Source organism: Amycolatopsis sp. QT-25, from assembly GCF_029369745.1.
Lineage (GTDB): Bacteria > Actinomycetota > Actinomycetes > Mycobacteriales > Pseudonocardiaceae > Amycolatopsis.
Window position 1 is genome coordinate 7,850,261 of the sequence record NZ_CP120210.1, and the last position, 17,275, is coordinate 7,867,535.

Annotated in this window: 18 protein-coding genes; 12 read left to right on the forward strand and 6 right to left on the reverse strand. The window is 67.9% G+C overall.

The features are described 5' to 3' along the window. The first annotated feature begins 43 nt into the window (after positions 1 to 43). The 4 genes from P3102_RS37075 to P3102_RS37090 all read left to right on the forward strand — a co-directional run bounded on the left by P3102_RS37075 (position 44) and on the right by P3102_RS37090 (position 3,757). Positions 44 to 1,333 (forward strand): acetyl-CoA C-acetyltransferase, encoded by a 1,290-nt coding sequence (locus P3102_RS37075; RefSeq protein ID WP_276365305.1) that lies wholly within the window; start codon positions 44 to 46, stop codon positions 1,331 to 1,333. 69 nt (positions 1,334 to 1,402) lie between these two features. Further along, positions 1,403 to 2,356, forward strand: a complete 954-nt coding sequence (locus tag P3102_RS37080; protein ID WP_276365307.1) for an ATP-binding cassette domain-containing protein — start codon at positions 1,403 to 1,405, stop codon at positions 2,354 to 2,356. Next, entirely contained in the window at positions 2,353 to 3,156 is an 804-nt protein-coding gene (locus P3102_RS37085; protein ID WP_276365308.1) for an ABC transporter permease, read from the forward strand. The genes P3102_RS37080 and P3102_RS37085 overlap by 4 nt, the downstream gene beginning before the upstream one ends. A gap of 229 nt (positions 3,157 to 3,385) precedes the next feature. Further along, entirely contained in the window at positions 3,386 to 3,757 is a 372-nt protein-coding gene (locus P3102_RS37090; protein WP_276365309.1) for a YciI family protein, read from the forward strand. A gap of 67 nt (positions 3,758 to 3,824) precedes the next feature. Here P3102_RS37090 and P3102_RS37095 read toward each other — a convergent pair whose 3' ends face one another. Together P3102_RS37095 and P3102_RS37100 are read right to left on the reverse strand one after the other, a co-directional pair. Next, complete coding sequence (locus P3102_RS37095) at positions 3,825 to 4,331, reverse strand: DoxX family protein (protein WP_276365310.1); 507 nt, start codon at positions 4,329 to 4,331, stop codon at positions 3,825 to 3,827. 129 nt (positions 4,332 to 4,460) lie between these two features. Beyond that, positions 4,461 to 5,492: a glycerophosphodiester phosphodiesterase family protein gene (locus P3102_RS37100; RefSeq protein WP_276365311.1), complete on the reverse strand. Its 1,032-nt coding sequence runs from the start codon at positions 5,490 to 5,492 to the stop codon at positions 4,461 to 4,463. Positions 5,493 to 5,563: 71 nt separating this feature from the next. Here P3102_RS37100 and P3102_RS37105 point away from each other — a divergent pair, with 71 nt between their 5' ends. The 6 genes from P3102_RS37105 (at position 5,564) to P3102_RS37130 (ending at position 10,873) form a co-directional block, all read left to right on the forward strand. Further along, complete coding sequence (locus tag P3102_RS37105) at positions 5,564 to 6,325, forward strand: MerR family transcriptional regulator (protein ID WP_276365312.1); 762 nt, start codon at positions 5,564 to 5,566, stop codon at positions 6,323 to 6,325. 112 nt (positions 6,326 to 6,437) lie between these two features. Continuing rightward, positions 6,438 to 7,628 (forward strand): ATP-binding protein, encoded by a 1,191-nt coding sequence (locus P3102_RS37110; RefSeq protein ID WP_007032375.1) that lies wholly within the window; start codon positions 6,438 to 6,440, stop codon positions 7,626 to 7,628. Between the two features lie 288 nt (positions 7,629 to 7,916). Next, the gene (locus tag P3102_RS37115; protein WP_007032374.1) at positions 7,917 to 8,066 is read left to right on the forward strand and encodes a hypothetical protein; all 150 of its coding nucleotides are present in this window, start codon (positions 7,917 to 7,919) and stop codon (positions 8,064 to 8,066) included. Between the two features lie 232 nt (positions 8,067 to 8,298). Then, positions 8,299 to 9,222: a helix-turn-helix domain-containing GNAT family N-acetyltransferase gene (locus P3102_RS37120; protein WP_276365314.1), complete on the forward strand. Its 924-nt coding sequence runs from the start codon at positions 8,299 to 8,301 to the stop codon at positions 9,220 to 9,222. Between the two features lie 69 nt (positions 9,223 to 9,291). Then, the gene (locus P3102_RS37125; RefSeq protein WP_276365315.1) at positions 9,292 to 9,648 is read left to right on the forward strand and encodes a YciI family protein; all 357 of its coding nucleotides are present in this window, start codon (positions 9,292 to 9,294) and stop codon (positions 9,646 to 9,648) included. Positions 9,649 to 9,655: 7 nt separating this feature from the next. Beyond that, entirely contained in the window at positions 9,656 to 10,873 is a 1,218-nt protein-coding gene (locus P3102_RS37130) for a DUF6596 domain-containing protein (protein ID WP_276365316.1), read from the forward strand. 166 nt (positions 10,874 to 11,039) lie between these two features. Here P3102_RS37130 and P3102_RS37135 read toward each other — a convergent pair whose 3' ends face one another. Beyond that, positions 11,040 to 12,683 (reverse strand): sodium:solute symporter, encoded by a 1,644-nt coding sequence (locus tag P3102_RS37135; protein WP_276365317.1) that lies wholly within the window; start codon positions 12,681 to 12,683, stop codon positions 11,040 to 11,042. Then, a complete protein-coding gene (locus P3102_RS37140; RefSeq protein WP_276365318.1) occupies positions 12,680 to 12,958 on the reverse strand; it encodes a DUF3311 domain-containing protein in 279 nt (92 codons plus the stop codon). Before P3102_RS37140 ends, P3102_RS37135 begins: the two co-directional genes overlap by 4 nt. Before the next feature lie 205 nt (positions 12,959 to 13,163). Between P3102_RS37140 and P3102_RS37145 the strand changes: the two genes are divergently transcribed. Further along, positions 13,164 to 14,780, forward strand: a complete 1,617-nt coding sequence (locus tag P3102_RS37145) for an alpha/beta hydrolase (RefSeq protein ID WP_276365319.1) — start codon at positions 13,164 to 13,166, stop codon at positions 14,778 to 14,780. A 314-nt stretch (positions 14,781 to 15,094) separates the two neighbouring features. After that, positions 15,095 to 15,370 carry a helix-turn-helix transcriptional regulator gene (locus tag P3102_RS37150; RefSeq protein WP_276365320.1) on the forward strand — a complete coding sequence of 92 codons (276 nt, stop codon included), beginning with the start codon at positions 15,095 to 15,097 and terminating at the stop codon, positions 15,368 to 15,370. On the opposite strand, the gene P3102_RS37155 is transcribed toward P3102_RS37150, so the two are convergent. Together P3102_RS37155 and P3102_RS37160 are read right to left on the reverse strand one after the other, a co-directional pair. Further along, positions 15,367 to 15,942: an EndoU domain-containing protein gene (locus P3102_RS37155; RefSeq protein WP_276365321.1), complete on the reverse strand. Its 576-nt coding sequence runs from the start codon at positions 15,940 to 15,942 to the stop codon at positions 15,367 to 15,369. The two genes, P3102_RS37150 and P3102_RS37155, sit on opposite strands and share 4 nt — an antisense overlap. Before the next feature lie 76 nt (positions 15,943 to 16,018). Continuing rightward, the gene (locus P3102_RS37160; protein WP_276365322.1) at positions 16,019 to 17,266 is read right to left on the reverse strand and encodes a DUF6297 family protein; all 1,248 of its coding nucleotides are present in this window, start codon (positions 17,264 to 17,266) and stop codon (positions 16,019 to 16,021) included. Positions 17,267 to 17,275 lie beyond the last annotated feature (9 nt).

A 17,275-nucleotide genomic window follows, 5' to 3' on the forward strand; every position in this document is an offset into this window, starting at 1 on the left:
TAGTAGGTTACAGTGTGAGAGAGCCTACGGAGGAGTGGAAAAAATGGCCACGAAAAGGACGGCACCCGTGCGCAAGGTAGCGATCATCGGCGGCAACCGGATCCCCTTCGCGCGCTCGAACGGCCCGTACGCGAAAGCGTCGAACCAGGACATGTTCACGGCCGCCCTCGACGGCCTGGTCAGCCGCTTCTCCCTGCAGGACGAGGTGATCGGCGAGGTCGCCGCCGGCGCCGTGCTCAAGCACGCCCGCGACTTCAACCTCGCCCGCGAAAGCGTCCTCGGCAGCAGGCTGAACCCCGCCACCCCGGCTTCCGACGTGCAGATGGCGTGCGGCACCGGCCTCCAGGCGATCGTCAACGTCGCCAACAAGATCGCGCTCGGCCAGCTCGACTCGGCCATCGCGGGCGGCGTCGACACCACGTCCGACGCGCCACTGGCGGTCAACGACGACCTGCGCCAGATCCTCGTGCAGCTCAACGCCGCGAAGACGCTGCCCGAGCGGCTGAAGCTCGCCGCGAAGCTGCGCCCCGGCCACATCGTCCCCGAGATCCCGCGCAACTCCGAGCCCCGCACCGGCCTGTCCATGGGCGAGCACGCCGCGCTGACCGCGAAGGTCTGGGAAATCACACGCGAGGCGCAGGACGAACTCGCCGCGACCAGCCACCAGCGCCTCGGCGCCGCATACGACAAGGGCTTCTTCGACGACCTGGTGACGCCGTATTTGAAGCTGGCCCGCGACCAGAACCTGCGACCGGACTCCAGCGTCGAGAAGCTCGCGAAGCTCAAGCCCGCCTTCGGCGGTCCTGACGGCACGATGACCGCGGGCAACTCGACGCCGCTGTCCGACGGAGCGTCGACGGTCCTGCTCGCGACCGAGCAGTGGGCGAGGGCGCGGAAGCTGCCGGTGCTGGCGTACCTGACGTTCTCGCAGACCGCGGCCGTCGACTACGTCCACGGCGACGAGGGCCTGCTGATGGCGCCCGCGTACGCCGTCCCGCAGATGCTCACGCGCGCCGGGCTGACCTTGCAGGACTTCGACTTCTACGAGATCCACGAGGCCTTCGCGTCGCAGGTGCTCGCCACCCTCAAGGCGTGGGAGGACCCGGCGTTCGCCAAGGAGAAGCTCGGTCTCGACGAGCCGCTCGGCGCCATCGATCGGGCCAAGCTGAACGTCAACGGCTCGTCGCTGGCGGCCGGGCACCCGTTCGCCGCGACCGGTGGCCGTATCGTCGCCACACTCGCGAAGCTGTTGAACGAGAAGGGATCCGGCCGCGGGCTGATCTCGATCTGCGCCGCGGGCGGCCAGGGCGTCACCGCGATCCTCGAAAAGTAACCGTTCGCTCGCAGCGGATCAGGGAAAAACCCGGGTGCCTTTGTCGGTGCCCGGGTCTAGCGTGTGCGCATGTTCGCAGTTCAGGCGAAAGCGCTGGTCAAGACCTATGGGTCCACACGGGCGCTCGACGGGGTCGATCTGTCGATCCCGAAGGGCGAGGTACTGGGCCTGCTGGGGCCGAACGGTGCCGGCAAAACGACGACCGTCCGCATCCTGACCACCCTGCTCCGCCCGGATTCGGGCGAGGCGGAGGTGGCCGGGCACGACGTGCTGGCCCAGCCCGACGCCGTCCGGCGGTCGATCGGGTTGTCCGGGCAGTACGCCGCCGTGGACGAGAACCTCACCGGGTTCGAGAACCTGTACATGGTCGGCAGGCTGTACGGGAGCAAGAAGGCCGCGGCGAAAACGCGGGCACGCGAACTGCTCGCCCGGTTCCGGCTGGAGGACGCGGCGGACAGGCCGGCCAAGACGTACTCCGGCGGCATGCGGCGACGGCTCGACCTCGCGGGCGCGCTGGTCGCCGAGCCGACCGTGGTGATCCTCGACGAACCGACCACCGGGCTCGACCCGCGCGGCCGGATCGACACCTGGGAGGTCATCAAGGAGCTCGTCGCCGACGGCACCACGGTACTGCTGACCACGCAGTACCTGGAGGAGGCCGATCAGCTCGCCGACTCGATCGTGGTGATCGACAAGGGGAAGGTCATCGCGCGCGGCACGGCCGACGAGCTCAAGCAGGAGATCGGCGGCGAGCGGCTGGAACTGGTCGTGGCGAACACGAGCGATCTCGCCCTCACCACGCAGGTGCTGACCGAGGTCGGCTCGGGGACACCGTCGGTCGACGAGCACACCCGCAAGGTCGACGTCCTGGTGGAGGGCGGGCCGAAGGCGTTGATCGAGGCGCTGCGGCGGCTGGACGGCCACGGCGTCGCCATTCAGGACGTCGCGCTGCACCGGCCGACGCTCGACGACGTGTTCCTTTCGCTGACAGGACACGCGACGGACGAGGGGGACAAGAAGTGAGCGCGATCGCGAAGGCCTTTTCCGACGGTGGCGTGATCACCTGGCGGAACCTGAAGAACGTCCAGCGCAACCCGGACTGGCTGATGGCGGCGACGCTGCAGCCGATCATGTTCGTGCTGCTGTTCGCGTACGTCTTCGGCGACGCGATCGGCGGCGAGGCGGGCGGCCTCGCGTACCGGGAGTTCCTGATCGCCGGCATCTTCGCGCAGACGGTCGCGTTCAACTCGGCGTTCACCGTGATCGGGTTCGCGAACGACCTGCAGAAGGGCATCATCGACAGGTTCCGTTCGCTGCCGATCTCCCGTCTCGCGGTGATCTTCGGCCGGACGACGTCGGATCTGGTGATCAGCGTGGTCGCGCTGATCGTCATGTCGCTGTGCGGGCTGCTCGTCGGCTGGCGGATCCGCGGCAGCTTCCTCGACGCGGTGCTCGGCTATCTCGTGATGCTGATGTTCGCCTGGGCGCTGTCCTGGGTCGGCGCGTGGATCGGGCTCGTCGCACGCAGTGTCGAGGTCGCGCAGAGCGCGGGGCTGATGTGGATGTTTCCTTTGAGCTTCATCTCGACGGCGTTCGTCCCGGCGGACAAGCTGCCGGGGGTGCTGAAGGCGATCGCCGACTGGAACCCGTTCACCGCGGTGATCAACTCGGCGCGTGACCTGTTCGGGAACCGCTTCGGCGCGGCGCCGACGGGCTGGCCGGCCGAGAACGCCTCGCTGTACGCGATCCTGTGCTGCGTCGCCATCATCGCGATCTTCGCGCCGCTGGCGACGGCCCAGTACAAGAAGGTGGCGAGCCGCTAGGGCCCCGTGCCCCCGCTTGCCTCAAGCGTGCTGGGACGGACGACTCACATGGCCGGAGGGACGGACACGCGTGATTGGGCGGACGACACGTCCACAGCCGCCGCGTGTCGTCCCGCTGAGCACACGGCACCAAAATTTTCGTGCCGAAATGTCGAACCGCCGTCGAGCCGCTCGACGCGTCGGTGAAGGTGGGGTACGAACAGCCCCGCCAAGACACTGAGGAGCAGCGATGCGGTTTCTGATGATGCACCGGCTCGACGAGAGCGCCCCGGAAGCCTGGAACCCGAGCAAGGAGTTCATCGAGCAGATGGGCGCCTTCATCCAGGACTCGTTCGAGAAGGGCATCCTGATCACGGCGGAGGGCGTGCACCCGTCGGAGAAGGGCGCGAAGGTCCGCAAGGTGCGCGGCGGCAAGATCACCGCCACCGACGGCCCGTTCACCGAGGCCAAGGAGGTCATCGGCGGATTCGCGCTGATCAACGCCCAGGACTTGGCCGAGGCCGTCTCGTTCGCCGAGTCCTACGCCGCGCTGTTCGACGAGATCGAGGTCGAGGTCCGGACGGTCGTCGAGGAAGAGGACATCGCCGCCTTCACCGCGTGACCCCACGCAATTGGTCACCTGCTTGCGGCCTCTTCCCGGCGCAAGCAGGGGACCAATTGCGGGAGTGCTACTTCGTGATGGCCTTCTCGGCCTTCTTCGCCAGCTTCTCGGCGTGCTTCTCCGTCTTCGACGCGGCACGGCGGGCGCGCCAGCCGAGCGACGGCCTGCCGGCGGTGTCGGCGGCGGCCAGCATCAGGCCACCGGCGAGACCGGCGTTCTTGATGAACTGGATCTGCTGCTGCTGACGCTCGGCCGGCTCCTTGATCTCCCAGAACCGGTGCGTGGCCAGCGTGGTCGGGACGAGGCTGCCGAGCAGCAGGAGCGAGGCCAGGCGCGGTGCCTTGCCCGCGGCGAGCGCGACCCCGGCGCCGACCTTCACCGCGGCGTCGATCCGGACGAGGGTGGCGGGGTCGCGCGGCACCGACTCCGGCACCACACCTGCCAGCTTGTCGAAGGACTCGGTGAGGAACGGCTCCGCTGCCTTGGCGTGCCCCTGGGTGTCCCTCAAGGCGCCGATCCCGCCGGAGATGAAGATCGCGGCGAGGAGCGGACGTGCGACGCGACGGAGAATCACGGTCGTAACCTTTCTGATCCAAACCCGGGAAACAAACCTGACCCCAGACTTCCCGCTCGCCGCGTCGCCGAACCGCGCTAACGGAGTATCCGCAAATATTTCTCTGACCCTAGACAGACCTAGAGATCACTAGCGGGCTCGATACGCCTTGGGCAGCTTGAAACCTCGGGCGGCCGCGACCTCCCGCAGCCGGTCCGGATAGTCGGTGATGATGCCGTCGACTCCGTCGTCGATCAGTTTGTGCATGGTGGCCGGGTCGTCGATCGTCCAGGGCACGACCTCGATCCCCGCGCGATGCGCCTCGGTGACCAGCGCCTTCGTCGTGAACGGCTGATAACCGGGGTCGCCGACCTTGCCACCCTGCGGGTTGCCGTGCACCGGCGAGAGCGCCTTCGCACCGAACGACTTCACCGCGCGGACGGGGCTGCCGCCGAAGTCGTCGATGTCGAGCCCACCGAGCCACGGCGACTTACCCGGCTGTCCCACCTGCAGGAACTCGGGCTGGGTCAGCGCGACCGTCGGGAGCCAGGGGGCGACCTCGCGGAATCGCATCAGCGCGCCCCAGTCGAAACTCTGGATCGAGACGTTGTGCGCGAACCCTCCGCGCACGATCTCGCGCACCGCCCGCTGGACGAACTGTTCACGCGGTGCCGTCTCGTGCGGCGCGGCGGCCTCGACCTTGGTCTCGATGTTGAACTCGACCCCCCAGGCACGATGGTTCCTGGCGAGCTGGAACAACTCCGCGAGCGTCGGCATCTTGGCGCCGGGAGAGAGCGTCTGGCCGGGGTGGGCGGGCTGCCGGATCGAACCGCAGTCCAGCGTGCGCACCTGCGCGAACGTCAGATCCTTCACGTACTTGCCGACATACGGGTACGCCGGGTCGCCCGGCGTCGCGGGCGCGGTGTCGCGGCACTTCGCGGGTGTCGTCCTGCGGTCGTGGGTGATCACCTCGCGACCGTCCTTGGTGATCTGCAGGTCGAGTTCGAGCGTGGTCACCCCCAGCTCCATCGCCTTGCCGAACGACGCGAGCGTGCTCTCGACCGTGAGGCCGAGCCCGCCACGGTGAGCCTGGATGTCGAAGGCGCGACGCGGGTGCGCGTCGGCGACCCCGGCCGTCGTCAAGGTCAGCGTGGCGGCCATGACCAGCGCAAATGTCTTCATTCGGGAACCATGCCACGGTCGGGTGAACAGCGCTTGACTTTGCCGCTACGTCAACCTCTACCTTCGTGGACATGCCGAACGAGCAGGAGTGGTCGATCCAGGACATCGCCCGCTCGGCCGGGACCACGAGCCGCACGCTGCGCCACTACGGCGACATCGGGCTGCTCGAACCGAGCCGGGTGGGAAGCAACGGATACCGCTACTACGACCAGGACGCGCTCGTGCGGCTGCAACGGATCCTGCTGCTTCGCGAGCTTGGGCTGAGCCTGCCCGCGATCGGCGAAGTGCTCGAAGGGGAGCAGGACACGACAGCGGCGCTACGCACGCACCTGAAGTGGCTGGAGCAGGAGCGACAGCGGCTCGGACGGCAGATCGAATCGGTCAGGACGACCTTGAAGAAGACAGAAAGAGGTGAACAACTGATGGCAACGGAAGTGTTCGACGGCTTCGACCACACGAAGTACGAGAAGGAGGTCACCGAACGCTGGGGCGCCGACGCCTACAAGCAGGGCGACCGGTGGTGGAAGTCGCTGAGCGCCGAGGACAAGAAGGCGCACCAGCAAGAACAGAAGGACATCGCGGCGGCCTTCGGGGAGGCGCACGCCCAGGGGCTGCCCGCCGACGGCGACGAGACGCAAGCGATCACGCGGCGGCTGTACGAGTGGCTCCGGCCGGCCGTGCGAGCCGTGTCGAAGGGCTACTTCGCCGGGCTCGGGCAGCTGTACGTCGACGACCCGCGCTACGGCCAGTACGACGAGAAGTACGGCGCGGGCACCGCGGAGTACATCCGTGACGCCATGGCGGTCTACGCCGAGCGCAACCTGAGTGAGTGAGAACGAGGGACGGGGCTGCAGACCCGTCCACTCGGGGTAACCCGTCGCGACACGCCTATCCCTCTATGGCGGAATATCGGGCGAGAGCTAGAAACGCCGATAGCGTGGAAGAGTGGATCCCATCCGCAACCCCTTCGCCCCGGGCGCCGGCCAACGGCCGCCCGAACTGGCAGGCCGCGTGCGCGAGCTTCAGGCCTTCGAGGTCGTGCTCGAACGGGTCGCGCGCGGGAGACCCGAACGCAGCCTGATGCTGACCGGCCTGCGTGGCGTGGGGAAGACCGTGCTGCTGGGTGAGCTGCGCTCGCGGGCCATCAAACACGGCTGGGGTGCGGGCAAGATCGAAGCCCGCCCGGACACCGAACTCAGGCGGCCGCTTTCGGCCGCGTTGCATCGCGCGATCCGTGACCTCGCCGTACGCCATCGCGCGCCGGACCGGGTCGAGCAGGTGCTCGGTGTGCTCAAGGCGTTCGCGCTGCGTGCCAACAAACCGGACGCGAAGCTCCGTGACCGCTGGCAACCGGGGATCGACGTACCCGCCGCGCAGGGCCGCGCCGATTCGGGCGACATCGAGATCGACCTGGTCGAGCTGTTCACCGAGGTCGCCGAGCTGGCGGCCGACGTCGGCACCGGGGTCGCGCTGCTGATCGACGAGATCCAGGACTTGCTGCCCGAGGACGTTTCCGCGCTCTGCGCCGCCTGCCACGAACTCTCGCAGTCCGGGGCACCGCTGGTCGTGGTCGGCGCGGGGCTGCCGCACGTTCCCGCCGTTCTTTCCGCCTCGAAGTCGTACTCGGAACGCCTCTTCCGCTACGCGCGCATCGACAGGCTGGAGCGCGAAGACGCCGACCTCGCGGTGATGGCGCCCATCGAACGCGAGGACGCGGGCATCGAACCGGAGGCGCTGGACGCCCTGTTCGACGCGTCCGGCGGATATCCGTACTTCATCCAGGCGTACGGCAAAGCCGCCTGGGATGCCGCGCCCGCCGATCCCATCACCGTGAAGGACGTCCAGGTCGCCGCGCCGGAGGCCGAATCGGAACTCGCGGTCGGATTCTTCGGCTCCCGCTACGAACGCGCGACGCCCGCCGAGCGGGAGTACCTGCTCGCGATGGCCGAGCTGACACAGGGCCGCGACGAGTCCGCCGGTACCGCCGATGTGGCCGTCTACCTGGGACGAAAGCCTTCATCGCTGTCGCCGGCGCGGGACAGCCTGATGAAGAAGGGCCTCGTGTACTCCGCCGAGCGCGGGCACATCGCCTTCACCGTGCCGCACTTCGGCCACTACCTGCTCGGCCGCGACTAACCCTCTCTCCGGATTTATCGCCTCGACGCTAGAAAAGGCTAGAGAACTCTACTGTCGCTTCATCGCGCCTTCTTAAGCTGTATAGGGCAAGCGCTAGATATCTTCGGCGTTACCAAGAAGTGACCCGCGCCACCAAATCTCTCCGGTTTTACGGCCTTGTTGCCGATGATTCATCGGCAAGTGTGCCAAGTCACCGGATAATCGTTGGATTCCCAGGGGAAAACGGGGCATACTAGAAGCACAGCCACGAAGACGCAAGATCTACTCCCAAGGGGATGACACAAACCGATGAACAACATCGCCGCCAAGCTCCGTGCCCGTCGCGCCGAGGCTCGCACTCGCCGGGCCCTGAACCGGGCGATCGACACCGCGGCCACCGCGACCGTTCGTCAGGAGCTCATCGCTATCTCCCAGGCGCGTCACACGCATATGCGCTGATCCGGCCACAACCGTTGTAGGTGTCGTCCATTCAGGTGACCTACGACACATAGTGTGTGAGGTGTAACGACGCGGAACATGGCGTCGATACCCACTACGACCCCCTGATGCTGGCGGACCCCCGACCTGGCAGCATCAGGGGGTTTCCTTTGTCCACCTCGAAAGATTTCTTGTTTTCACCGGTTCGCGGCGTAACACTTGACCTGGTCAACGAATCTGTTGAGGTGGTCGAATGAATCGATCCACGGACCGGGTCGCGACCGTCCGGGCCTTCAACCGCCTGTACACCGGCGTGATCGGCGTCCTCGACGAAGGTCCGGCCGACGCCGAATACTCCCTGAGCGAAGCCAGGATCCTCTTCGAACTCGCGCAGCAAGACCTCACCCAGGTCACCGACCTGCGCAAACGTCTCGACCTCGACGCCGGTTACACGAGCAGGCTCCTTGCGAGGCTGGAGAAACGAGGTCTCCTCACCCGCGAACGCAGCGACGAGGACGCCCGCCGTCAACTCGTCCGGCTGACCGAGGACGGCCGCGAGGCCTTCGCCGTCCTCGACCGACGGTCGGTGGGCCGGATCGGCTCGCTGCTCGGCAAGTTCGGCGAAGACGAGCAGGAGCGGTTGCTCGGCGCCATGGACGCGATCACCTCGCTGGTCGGCGAGCGCGCCCCGAATCCCACGCTGGTCCTGCGCCCGCCCCGGCCGGGCGACTTCGGCTGGGTGGTCCACCGCCACGGCGCCCTCTACTCTCGCGAGTACGGCTGGGACGAACGGTTCGAAGCACTCGTGGCCCGCGTCGTCGCCGAGTACGTCGACAGGCGCGGCGACCCCCGCCAAGCGGGCTGGATCGCCGAACTCGACGGGGAACGCGTCGGCAGCATCTTCTGCATGCCCGCCGAAGACGGCGTCACCGCGAAGCTGCGGATGCTGCTCCTCGAACCGGCCGCACGCGGCCGCGGCGTCGGGAAACGCCTGGTCACCGAATGCGTCGAGTTCGCGAGGGCGGCCGGCTACCCGGCGATGGAACTCTGGACGGTCTCACTGCTGGACGCGGCGCGGGCGATCTATCGGAAGGCAGGTTTCCGATTGGTGAGCGAAGAGACGATCGAGGGCTTCGGTCACGAGCTGACCGGCCAGACCTGGCGGCTGGAGTTTTGACCTGTCAGGACGATGTCGATTCGCGGAGCGCTTGTTCGTCTAGGGACCATCGATCCCCAGGAGGACATCATGCCCCACTACATCGGTTTCATCCGTGCCACGAAGGACTCGCACGACCAGCTCGGCCCTGACGAAGCACAACGCGTGCTCGAGAACTACTTGGCCTGGGCGGAAGAGCGTACGAAGGAGGGCCGCTTCGTCGACGGCGGCGGGCTGTCGAAGAGCGGCCGGGTGCTGCGTGGTTCCGGCGGCGAGGTCGGCGTGACCGACGGGCCGCACACCGAGGCCACCGAGATCGTCGGCGGCTACCAGGTGATCGAGGCAGCGGACCTCGACGAGGCGGAGAAGATCTTCGCGACGCATCCGCATCTGGCGTTCGGGCCGATCGAAGTCCGCAAGGTCGGCGAACGTGGTTGCGAGGAGTGACGCCGCCATGAGCCGCCCGGCCGGCGTGGTGGAGCATCTGTTCCGGCACAGTGCCGGGCGGATCGTCGCCACGCTGGCCAGGGCGCTGGGCCCCGAACGGCTGGACCTCGCCGAAGAAGCCGTCGCCGACGCGCTGGAACAGGCACTGCGCACCTGGCCGCGGGGCGGGATCCCGGACAATCCGCGGGGCTGGCTGTTCCGGGCCGCGCGGAACCGGGCGATGGACGTCGTCCGGCGCGAGCAGACCCTGCGCACACTGCTGCCGCGGCTCGTGGAGCTCGACGGTCACGAAGCCGATCGGCGCACGGACGACGAACTCGTGTTGATGTTGCTGTGCTGTCATCCCGCGCTGCCGATGGTGTCGCAGGTGGCGTTGACGTTGAAGACCGTCGGCGGGCTCGGGGTGAACGAGATCGCGGCGGCCTTGCTGACGAAACCGGCGACGGTGGCGCAGCGGCTCGTGCGGGCGAAGAAGTGGTTGCGGGCGTCGGGGAAACCGCTCAGCCTGCCGGGGCCGGACGCACTGGAGTCCAGAGTGGACAGTGTGCTGGCCGTGCTGTACCTGCTGTTCAACGAAGGTTACGACGCGACGACCGGAGAGGCCGCGGTGCGCGGCGAACTGTGCGGTGAGGCGATCCGGCTGGGACGGCTGCTGCTGGCCGAGCCGAAAACGGATCTGCCGAGGGTGCGGGCATTGGTGGCGCTGATGCTGGTGCAGGCGAGCAGGCTGCCCGCGCGGGTCGACGGGCACGGTGATCTGCTGCTGCTCGACGAGCAGGACCGTGACCGCTGGGACCACGCGATGATCACCGAGGGAACGCGGCTGTTCGGGCGGGCGTGCACCGGGCCGGAGATGTCGGCGTACCACGTCGAGGCGGCGATCGCGCTGTGCCACGGCACGGCGCAGCCGCCCGGCTGGCGCCGGATCGTCGGACTGTACGACGACCTGCTGGCCCTGCGCCCGTCGCCGGTGGCACGGCTGAACCGCGCGATCGCGCTGTCCATGGTGGACGGTGCCGCCGCCGGGATCGCCGAACTCGAAGCCGTCGAGGCCGACCTGCCGGACTACCCCCTGCTGCCCGCCGTCCTCGGCGCGCTGTGGCTCCGTGCGGGAGATCCCGCCCGTGCCGCCGAGCACTACCGGCGAGCGCTCGCGTTGCCCTGCTCGCAGCCGCGACGCCGCTTCCTCACCCGGCGGTTGGCGGCCTGCTCCGCGACCCCCTGAACAGATCGGCTCATGTCCCCAAGACGGCAGTTCGCGTGACCGAGTGGACGGCACGTGATCCGACGGACGACACGCGTGACCGAACGGCCTCGTGCTCTGTCTCGTCGCGGACGCCGCACCGAAAAGGCCGCGTCCCGGCAGGACGCGGCCCCTTCTCACGGCTGTCTCAGTGGACGCCGATTTCGCGGAGATCCTTGTCGTGCTCGTCGGCGTGGTAGTCCTCGGCCTCGGTGTCGTCCGTGCCGTTGAAGACCTTCAGCTGCCGCGCGATCACCGTGAAGATCACGGCGATCAGCAGGTTCGCGAGCAGCGCCACGAAACCGACGTAGATCTGCAGCTGCGAGCCGCTGAGCGGGTGCCAGCCGAAGATCGACAGGTCGCCGAGCTTCAGCGCCGAACCACCGAAGTGCGCCTTGCCGGTCGCCGCGTTGGGGATGTCGTAGAGCATGACCAGGCCCCAGCCGATGCCGACCACCCAGCCGGCGATCAGGCCCCAGCGGTGGAACCACCGGGTGTAGAGCGAGATCGCGACCGCCGGCAGCGTCTGCAGGATCAGCACGCCGCCGATGAGCTGCAGGTCGATGGAGAACTGCGGGTCGATGAACAGGATGAACGCCACCGCCCCGAACTTCACGATCAGCGAAGCGAGCTTGGCCTGCTTCGCCTCCTGGCCCGGCGTCGCGTCCTTCTTGATGTACTCCTTGTAGATGTTGCGGGTCCACAGGTTGGCCGCCGCGATCGACATGATCGCCGCGGGCACCAGCGCGCCGATGCCGATCGCGGCGAACGCGATCCCGGCGAACCACGACGAGAACTGCGAGTCGAACAGCACCGGAACGACGGTGTTCGTGTCCGGTTTGCCGGTGGCGTTGTTGGTGATGGGCGAGACCGAAGCGCTGATCGCGACGTAGCCGAGCAGCGCCAGCAGGCCCAGTACCAGCGAGTACGCCGGCAGCGCGACCATGTTCCGCTTGATCACGCTGCGGCCACGCGAAGCGAGCACGCTGGTGAGCGAATGCGGGTACAGGAACAGCGCGAGCGCCGAACCGAGCGCCAGCGTGGCGTACTGCAACTGGTTGTTCGCGTTGAGCAGGATGCCGTCCGCCGGGGACGGCGTCTTGTCGAACTTGGCGTCGGCCGCGTCGAAGATCGCCGACCAGCCGCCGAGCTTCGAGGGCAGGTAGATGATCGCCACGATGATCACGAGGTAGATCAGGATGTCCTTGACGAACGCGATCAGCGCGGGTGCGCGAAGGCCGGACTGGTAGGTGTAGACCGCCAGGATGATGAAGGCGACCAGCAGCGGCAGGTGGCCGACGATGCCGGAGCCGTTGATGCCCATGGTCCGCAGCACCGCTTCGAGGCCGACGAGCTGCAGCGCGATGTACGGCATCGTCGCGATGATGCCGGTGACGGCGATCAGCAGCGCCAGCGTCGGCGAACCGAAGCGGCCGCGGACGAAGTCGGCGGGGGTGACGTAGCCGCGGACGCGCGAGACCGACCACATGCGCAACGCCGGCATCAAGACGATCGGATAGACGATGATCGTGTACGGCAACGCGAACATGCCCATCGCGCCGGCGCTGAACATCAGCGCGGGGACGGCGACGAACGTGTACGCCGTGTAGAGGTCGCCGCCGAGCAGGAACCAGGTGATCCACGAACCGAACTTGCGGCCGCCCAGGCCCCATTCGTCCAGGTGGTCGAGGGTGTTGCCGGCCTTCCAGCGCGAAGCGACGAAGCCGAGCACGGTGACCACCGCGAAGAGGATCGTGAAGATGATCAGCTCTGGCCATTGGATGTTGCTCACTTGGCGTCCCCCTCGTCGAGCTCGTCCACGGACAGCCGGTCGGGACGCCGACTGGTCGGCTTGTCCTTGGTCAGCACGTAGACGATCCAGGTGCACAGGACGCCGACGGCCACGAACACGAATTGGAACCAGTAGAAGAACGGCATCCCGAACACCCGCGGGCCGTCCGAATTGAACAAGGACGTGAGCAGCACCAGCAACGGGATGATCAACAGGAGGTTCCAGGGGCTGAACTGAAAGCCCCTCACTTTCCCGTCTGCCTTACCTGACGCCATCGGACCTCACCTAACGCTTCCCGTACCCCCGGATGGTCCCGATGACCCTAAGACCTCTCCCCCGCCCGGGTCACATGTGCCCGATATCGATTTGATCAGCGACGCCGCATACGACGAAGGGCGGTTGTCTGGCCGCTCCCCGCCGGATATCAATAGCCGCAAGTCGCGAACAGGAACTTCGCACGCAAGATCAAAGGGGCATCGGATGAAGAAACTCCGCTATGCGGTGGTGATCCCGGCTGTCGCCGGCACCATGCTGGCCGGGTTCACGCCTGCGTTCGCAGGACCGGAGGCTGCTCGGCAGCAGCCGCTGAACTCCACCAACATTCCGGCGAAGTACGCGGACCAGAAGCTGGACTGGCACCGGTGCACCGGCAGCGAGCTGCCGTCCGCGCCGCCTCCGGGGGCCGAGAACATCGAGTGCGCGACCTACCGCGCGCCGCGCAACTGGTACAAGACGAACGAGGCCATCGACCTGACGATCGCCGTCAGCCGCCTCGCCGCCACCGGTGGCAAGGCGACCGCCAGCGTGATCACGAACCCGGGCGGCCCCGGCGCTCCGGGCCGTAACTTCCCGGCCCGCCTGCGTAACCAGACGAAGCTGCGCGCGAACCAGGAGATCATCGGTCTCGACCCGCGCGGCACCGGCAAGAGCACCAACATCACCTGCGGCAACGCGATCGGCACCGGCTCCGACCTGGACCCGCGCGACCGCAGCCGGGCGAACCTCAACCTGATCCTGGACGCCACCAAGTACGCGGCGGACTCCTGCCAGGTGAAGTCCGGCGAGCTGGGCCCGCTCATCAACACCGCCCAGACCATCCGCGACATCGACCTGCTGCGCGTCCTCCTGGGCCGCGACAAGATCAACTGGGTCGGTTACTCGGCGGGCACCTGGATGGGCGCGCACTACGCGCAGCAGTTCCCCACCCGGACCGGCCGCTTCCTGCTCGACTCCTCGACCGAGTTCACCACCACCTGGCAGAACTCGTTCGACGGGCAGCCGCTCGGCTTCGAGCGCCGCTGGCGTCAGGACTTCCTGCCGTGGATCGGCAAGTACGACAAGGTCTACGGCTTCGGCAAGACCGGTGAAGCCGCTCGCCAGACCTACGAGAAGGTCCGCTTCGCGCTGACGCAGAACCCGGTGGAGGTGGACGGCGTCCCGGTTTCGGCCAACGCCCTCGACTCGACCATCGCGTCGTACCTCTACTCGAAGCGCAACTTCCCGGCGCTGGCCGACTACCTGGTCAACCTGAAGACGCTGACCGAGGGCACCGCGTCGCAGCAGCAGAAGGCCGCGGCCGCGCAGAAGGTCAAGGCGGAGACGGTGGACGGTGACGGTGTCATCGGCCCGCAGCCGCTGTTCGTCCCGACCGACGGCGACTCCTACAACGCCAGCTTCTGGACCATCCCCTGCAACGAGGGCAAATGGACCGGCAACCGGCAGAGCGTCATCCGCCAGTCGCAGAAGCTGATCGACCGCGATCTGCCGCTGCTCGGCGCCGGCTGGCTGATCCAGCCGTGCATCTTCTGGAAGAACAAGCCGGTCGACCTGCCGAAGCTCGACGGCCGCGGCGTCCCGCCGGTGCTGATCGTCCAGTCGGTGAACGACCCCGCGACCCCGATCGAGGGTGCGACCCGTGCGCACCGCGCGTTCGCCGGTTCGCGGATGATCACGGTGACCGGTGAAGGCGACCACGGTATCTACGCCGGCGGCAACGCGGGTGTGGACAAGGTCGTGGAGGACTTCCTCGTCGACGGCAAGGTGCCGAACGACCAGAGCCTCCCCGGACTCCCACTTCCGGTGCCCGCGGGCGCCTGAAGCCACCAGGGATTGTGGCCCCGTCGAGCTTCGGCTCGGCGGGGCCCTTTCTTCGGCCGGTCCACGGACCTGTGCACAGAGTTGTCCACAGGCTGGGGGTAACTCGGCGGGGACGACTCTGATCACCTTCAGCGAACGCGTACTCTCCCTGCACGCCTTCCCCAGTACATGAAGGCCCCCTTCCTGTACCTAGGCGCAAGGATGGGGGCCTTCATGTACTTCATGACGCGGCATCCGCGCCGGATCTCGCGAGTTCGGGCCTGGACGCACGATCCCCGCTCGAAACCGGCTGGTCCGGTATTAGTATTGGCCCCATGGTGCGAGTGCCGTTGACGGACGAGGAACGCGAACGCGGCGAGCGGCTGGGGCTGGCGCTCCGGGACGCGCGCGCGTCGGTGTCACGGAGCATGGTCGAGGTCGCCGCGGAGGCCGGGATCTCGGTGGAGACGCTCCGCAAGATCGAGACCGGCCGGATCCCGACGCCCGCCTTCTTCACGGTGATGGCGATCGCGGACGCCGTCGGGCTGCCGCTGGACGCGCTGCGAGCGGCGGCCGAGGGCGGTACCGAAGAGGTCGCCGAAGCGAGCTAGGGACGCAGCGCGGCCAGGGTGTGTGCCCGGTCGTTCAAGTAGAGGAAGCCGTCGATCGGCAAGGCGAAGCTGCTCAACAAGCTTTCCAGCGTGGCGTACTCGTCCACGCCCAGCCGCAGGTTCTCCTTCATCGCGTGCGCGACGAGGACGTCGGCCAGTTCTTCCCACTCGCCCGACCAGTGCAGCGTGCGGTAGAACGCCAGGACGTCCGGCGTGAGCCGGTCGGCGATCTGGTCGAGCAGGCGCTCGCCGAAGAAACTGATGCGGCCGGCGGAAAGGTCGGCGACGGTCGGGTTCGCCGGATCGGCGGCGGTGTCGGGATTGCGGACCACGCCGGGGCCCGCCACCGGATAGCCCGTTTTGACGTCGCCGCTGTCCTCGACCAGCACGATCAGATGCACGCCGTAGCGCTCGCCGGCGCATCGCCAGCGGCCGTTGTGCAATCTGACGCGGGGTTCGCTCGGATCGTTCGCGACGTCCTTGACGACCGCGATGATCTGCTCTTCGGTCCAGCCCGCGGGGAACTCGCTGGTCGCCCGCCGCCCCTTTCCCGGTGCGTGCCCGTCGCCCACTCGTGCTCCTTTCGTCGCATCGAGGGTAACCCGCGTTCGGAGTATCCGGATGGTCCGGACGCGGGGACGGGTGACCTCAGGCGAGCACGCTGAGCAAGACGGCGCCGACGGCCAGCACGTCCAAGCCTCGCAGGGCCTGGAATCCGGCGGCGCCGCCGCCGACGTCGTAGTTCATCGGTGGCCGGGTCGCCGTCCGTAGCGCGGCGGCCACGGCGAGCGGGATCGCGAGCCACCCCGGCCAGGCCGGGGTCACCCCCAGTGTCAGCGTCACCAGGCCGAGCAGCGCTCCCCAGCCGAGGCCGAGCAGGGCGAGCACCAGGCCGTTGACCAGCCGCAACTCCCCATCGGACGCGCCGAGCCATCGCCTGCGGCCGGGATTGCGCCACAGTTCGCCGAGCCCGCCGACGAACGGCACGAGCGCCGCATACGCGCCGAGCGCGAACAGCGGCACCGCCGGCACGGCCGGGAAGGCCAGGTGCCCTAGCCCGACCAGGCAGGCGATCACCACACCGGCCGCCGCGTAGCGCTTCCGGCCGAGCACGCCCGCCCACGCGAGCCGCAGTGTCGCCGGCCGCCGCAGCGTCAGCCACGGCACCGGCTTCGATTCCGGAATCAGCAGCATGGGGTCCATGAAGACCGCGGCCATCGCCCGCAGAAGCCGCGCGTTCCAGCCGTCGACGAGTTCCTGGCGCCCGACCCCGGACATCGGCTCACCGCCGAAGGCCACCGCCACCGCCACCACGAACAGCGCACCGGCCAGCACCTCGATCGCGATCGGGCCCAGGCCCGCGGCCGCCGTCGCCAGACCGGCCAGCGCGAGCACCACCGGACCCGCCGTTTCCCCGCGGATCGCCGTCCGCCGCACGGTGACGGCGGCCAGGACGGCACCGGAGGTGGTCAACGCCGACATCGCGATCCACACGTCCTTCGCTCCGCCACCGATCGCGGTGACCAACGCCCCGGTGTAGCCGACCACGACGACCAGCCCGGACCAGAGCGTCCACATCCGCTTCACGACGACACGGCGCCTGTCGACGCGGGCGAAATCCATCCAGGTCAGCGTCGCGGGCTCGGCCCAGACGAAGCCGCGGCGAAGCAGGCTGCGCCAGAACATCGCGCACAACACCACCAGCAGGCCGAAGACCGCCGAGAAGTCCACATCGTACTGTCCAAAAAGGAAATGGTGGAGTCTCGGCAGGTTCTGGAAGGCGGTGAACAGCGCGCCGAAACCGAACAACGCCAGGAAGCTCTGATAGTCGCCGGTGAACAGCCCGCCGAAGCGCTGTCGTCCCGGAACGTGCGCGGGGGCTTTCGTGGTCACCACCTTCGAGGT

Coding starts and splice junctions, on each gene's coding strand:
- P3102_RS37075 (WP_276365305.1), top strand. CDS start 44: ATGGCCACGAAAAGGACGGCACCCGTGCGCAAGGTAGCGATCATCGGC.
- P3102_RS37080 (WP_276365307.1), top strand. CDS start 1,403: ATGTTCGCAGTTCAGGCGAAAGCGCTGGTCAAGACCTATGGGTCCACA.
- P3102_RS37090 (WP_276365309.1), top strand. CDS start 3,386: ATGCGGTTTCTGATGATGCACCGGCTCGACGAGAGCGCCCCGGAAGCC.
- P3102_RS37100 (WP_276365311.1), bottom strand. CDS start 5,492: ATGAAGACATTTGCGCTGGTCATGGCCGCCACGCTGACCTTGACGACG.
- P3102_RS37105 (WP_276365312.1), top strand. CDS start 5,564: ATGCCGAACGAGCAGGAGTGGTCGATCCAGGACATCGCCCGCTCGGCC.
- P3102_RS37115 (WP_007032374.1), top strand. CDS start 7,917: ATGAACAACATCGCCGCCAAGCTCCGTGCCCGTCGCGCCGAGGCTCGC.
- P3102_RS37120 (WP_276365314.1), top strand. CDS start 8,299: ATGAATCGATCCACGGACCGGGTCGCGACCGTCCGGGCCTTCAACCGC.
- P3102_RS37125 (WP_276365315.1), top strand. CDS start 9,292: ATGCCCCACTACATCGGTTTCATCCGTGCCACGAAGGACTCGCACGAC.
- P3102_RS37130 (WP_276365316.1), top strand. CDS start 9,656: ATGAGCCGCCCGGCCGGCGTGGTGGAGCATCTGTTCCGGCACAGTGCC.
- P3102_RS37140 (WP_276365318.1), bottom strand. CDS start 12,958: ATGGCGTCAGGTAAGGCAGACGGGAAAGTGAGGGGCTTTCAGTTCAGC.
- P3102_RS37145 (WP_276365319.1), top strand. CDS start 13,164: ATGAAGAAACTCCGCTATGCGGTGGTGATCCCGGCTGTCGCCGGCACC.
- P3102_RS37150 (WP_276365320.1), top strand. CDS start 15,095: ATGGTGCGAGTGCCGTTGACGGACGAGGAACGCGAACGCGGCGAGCGG.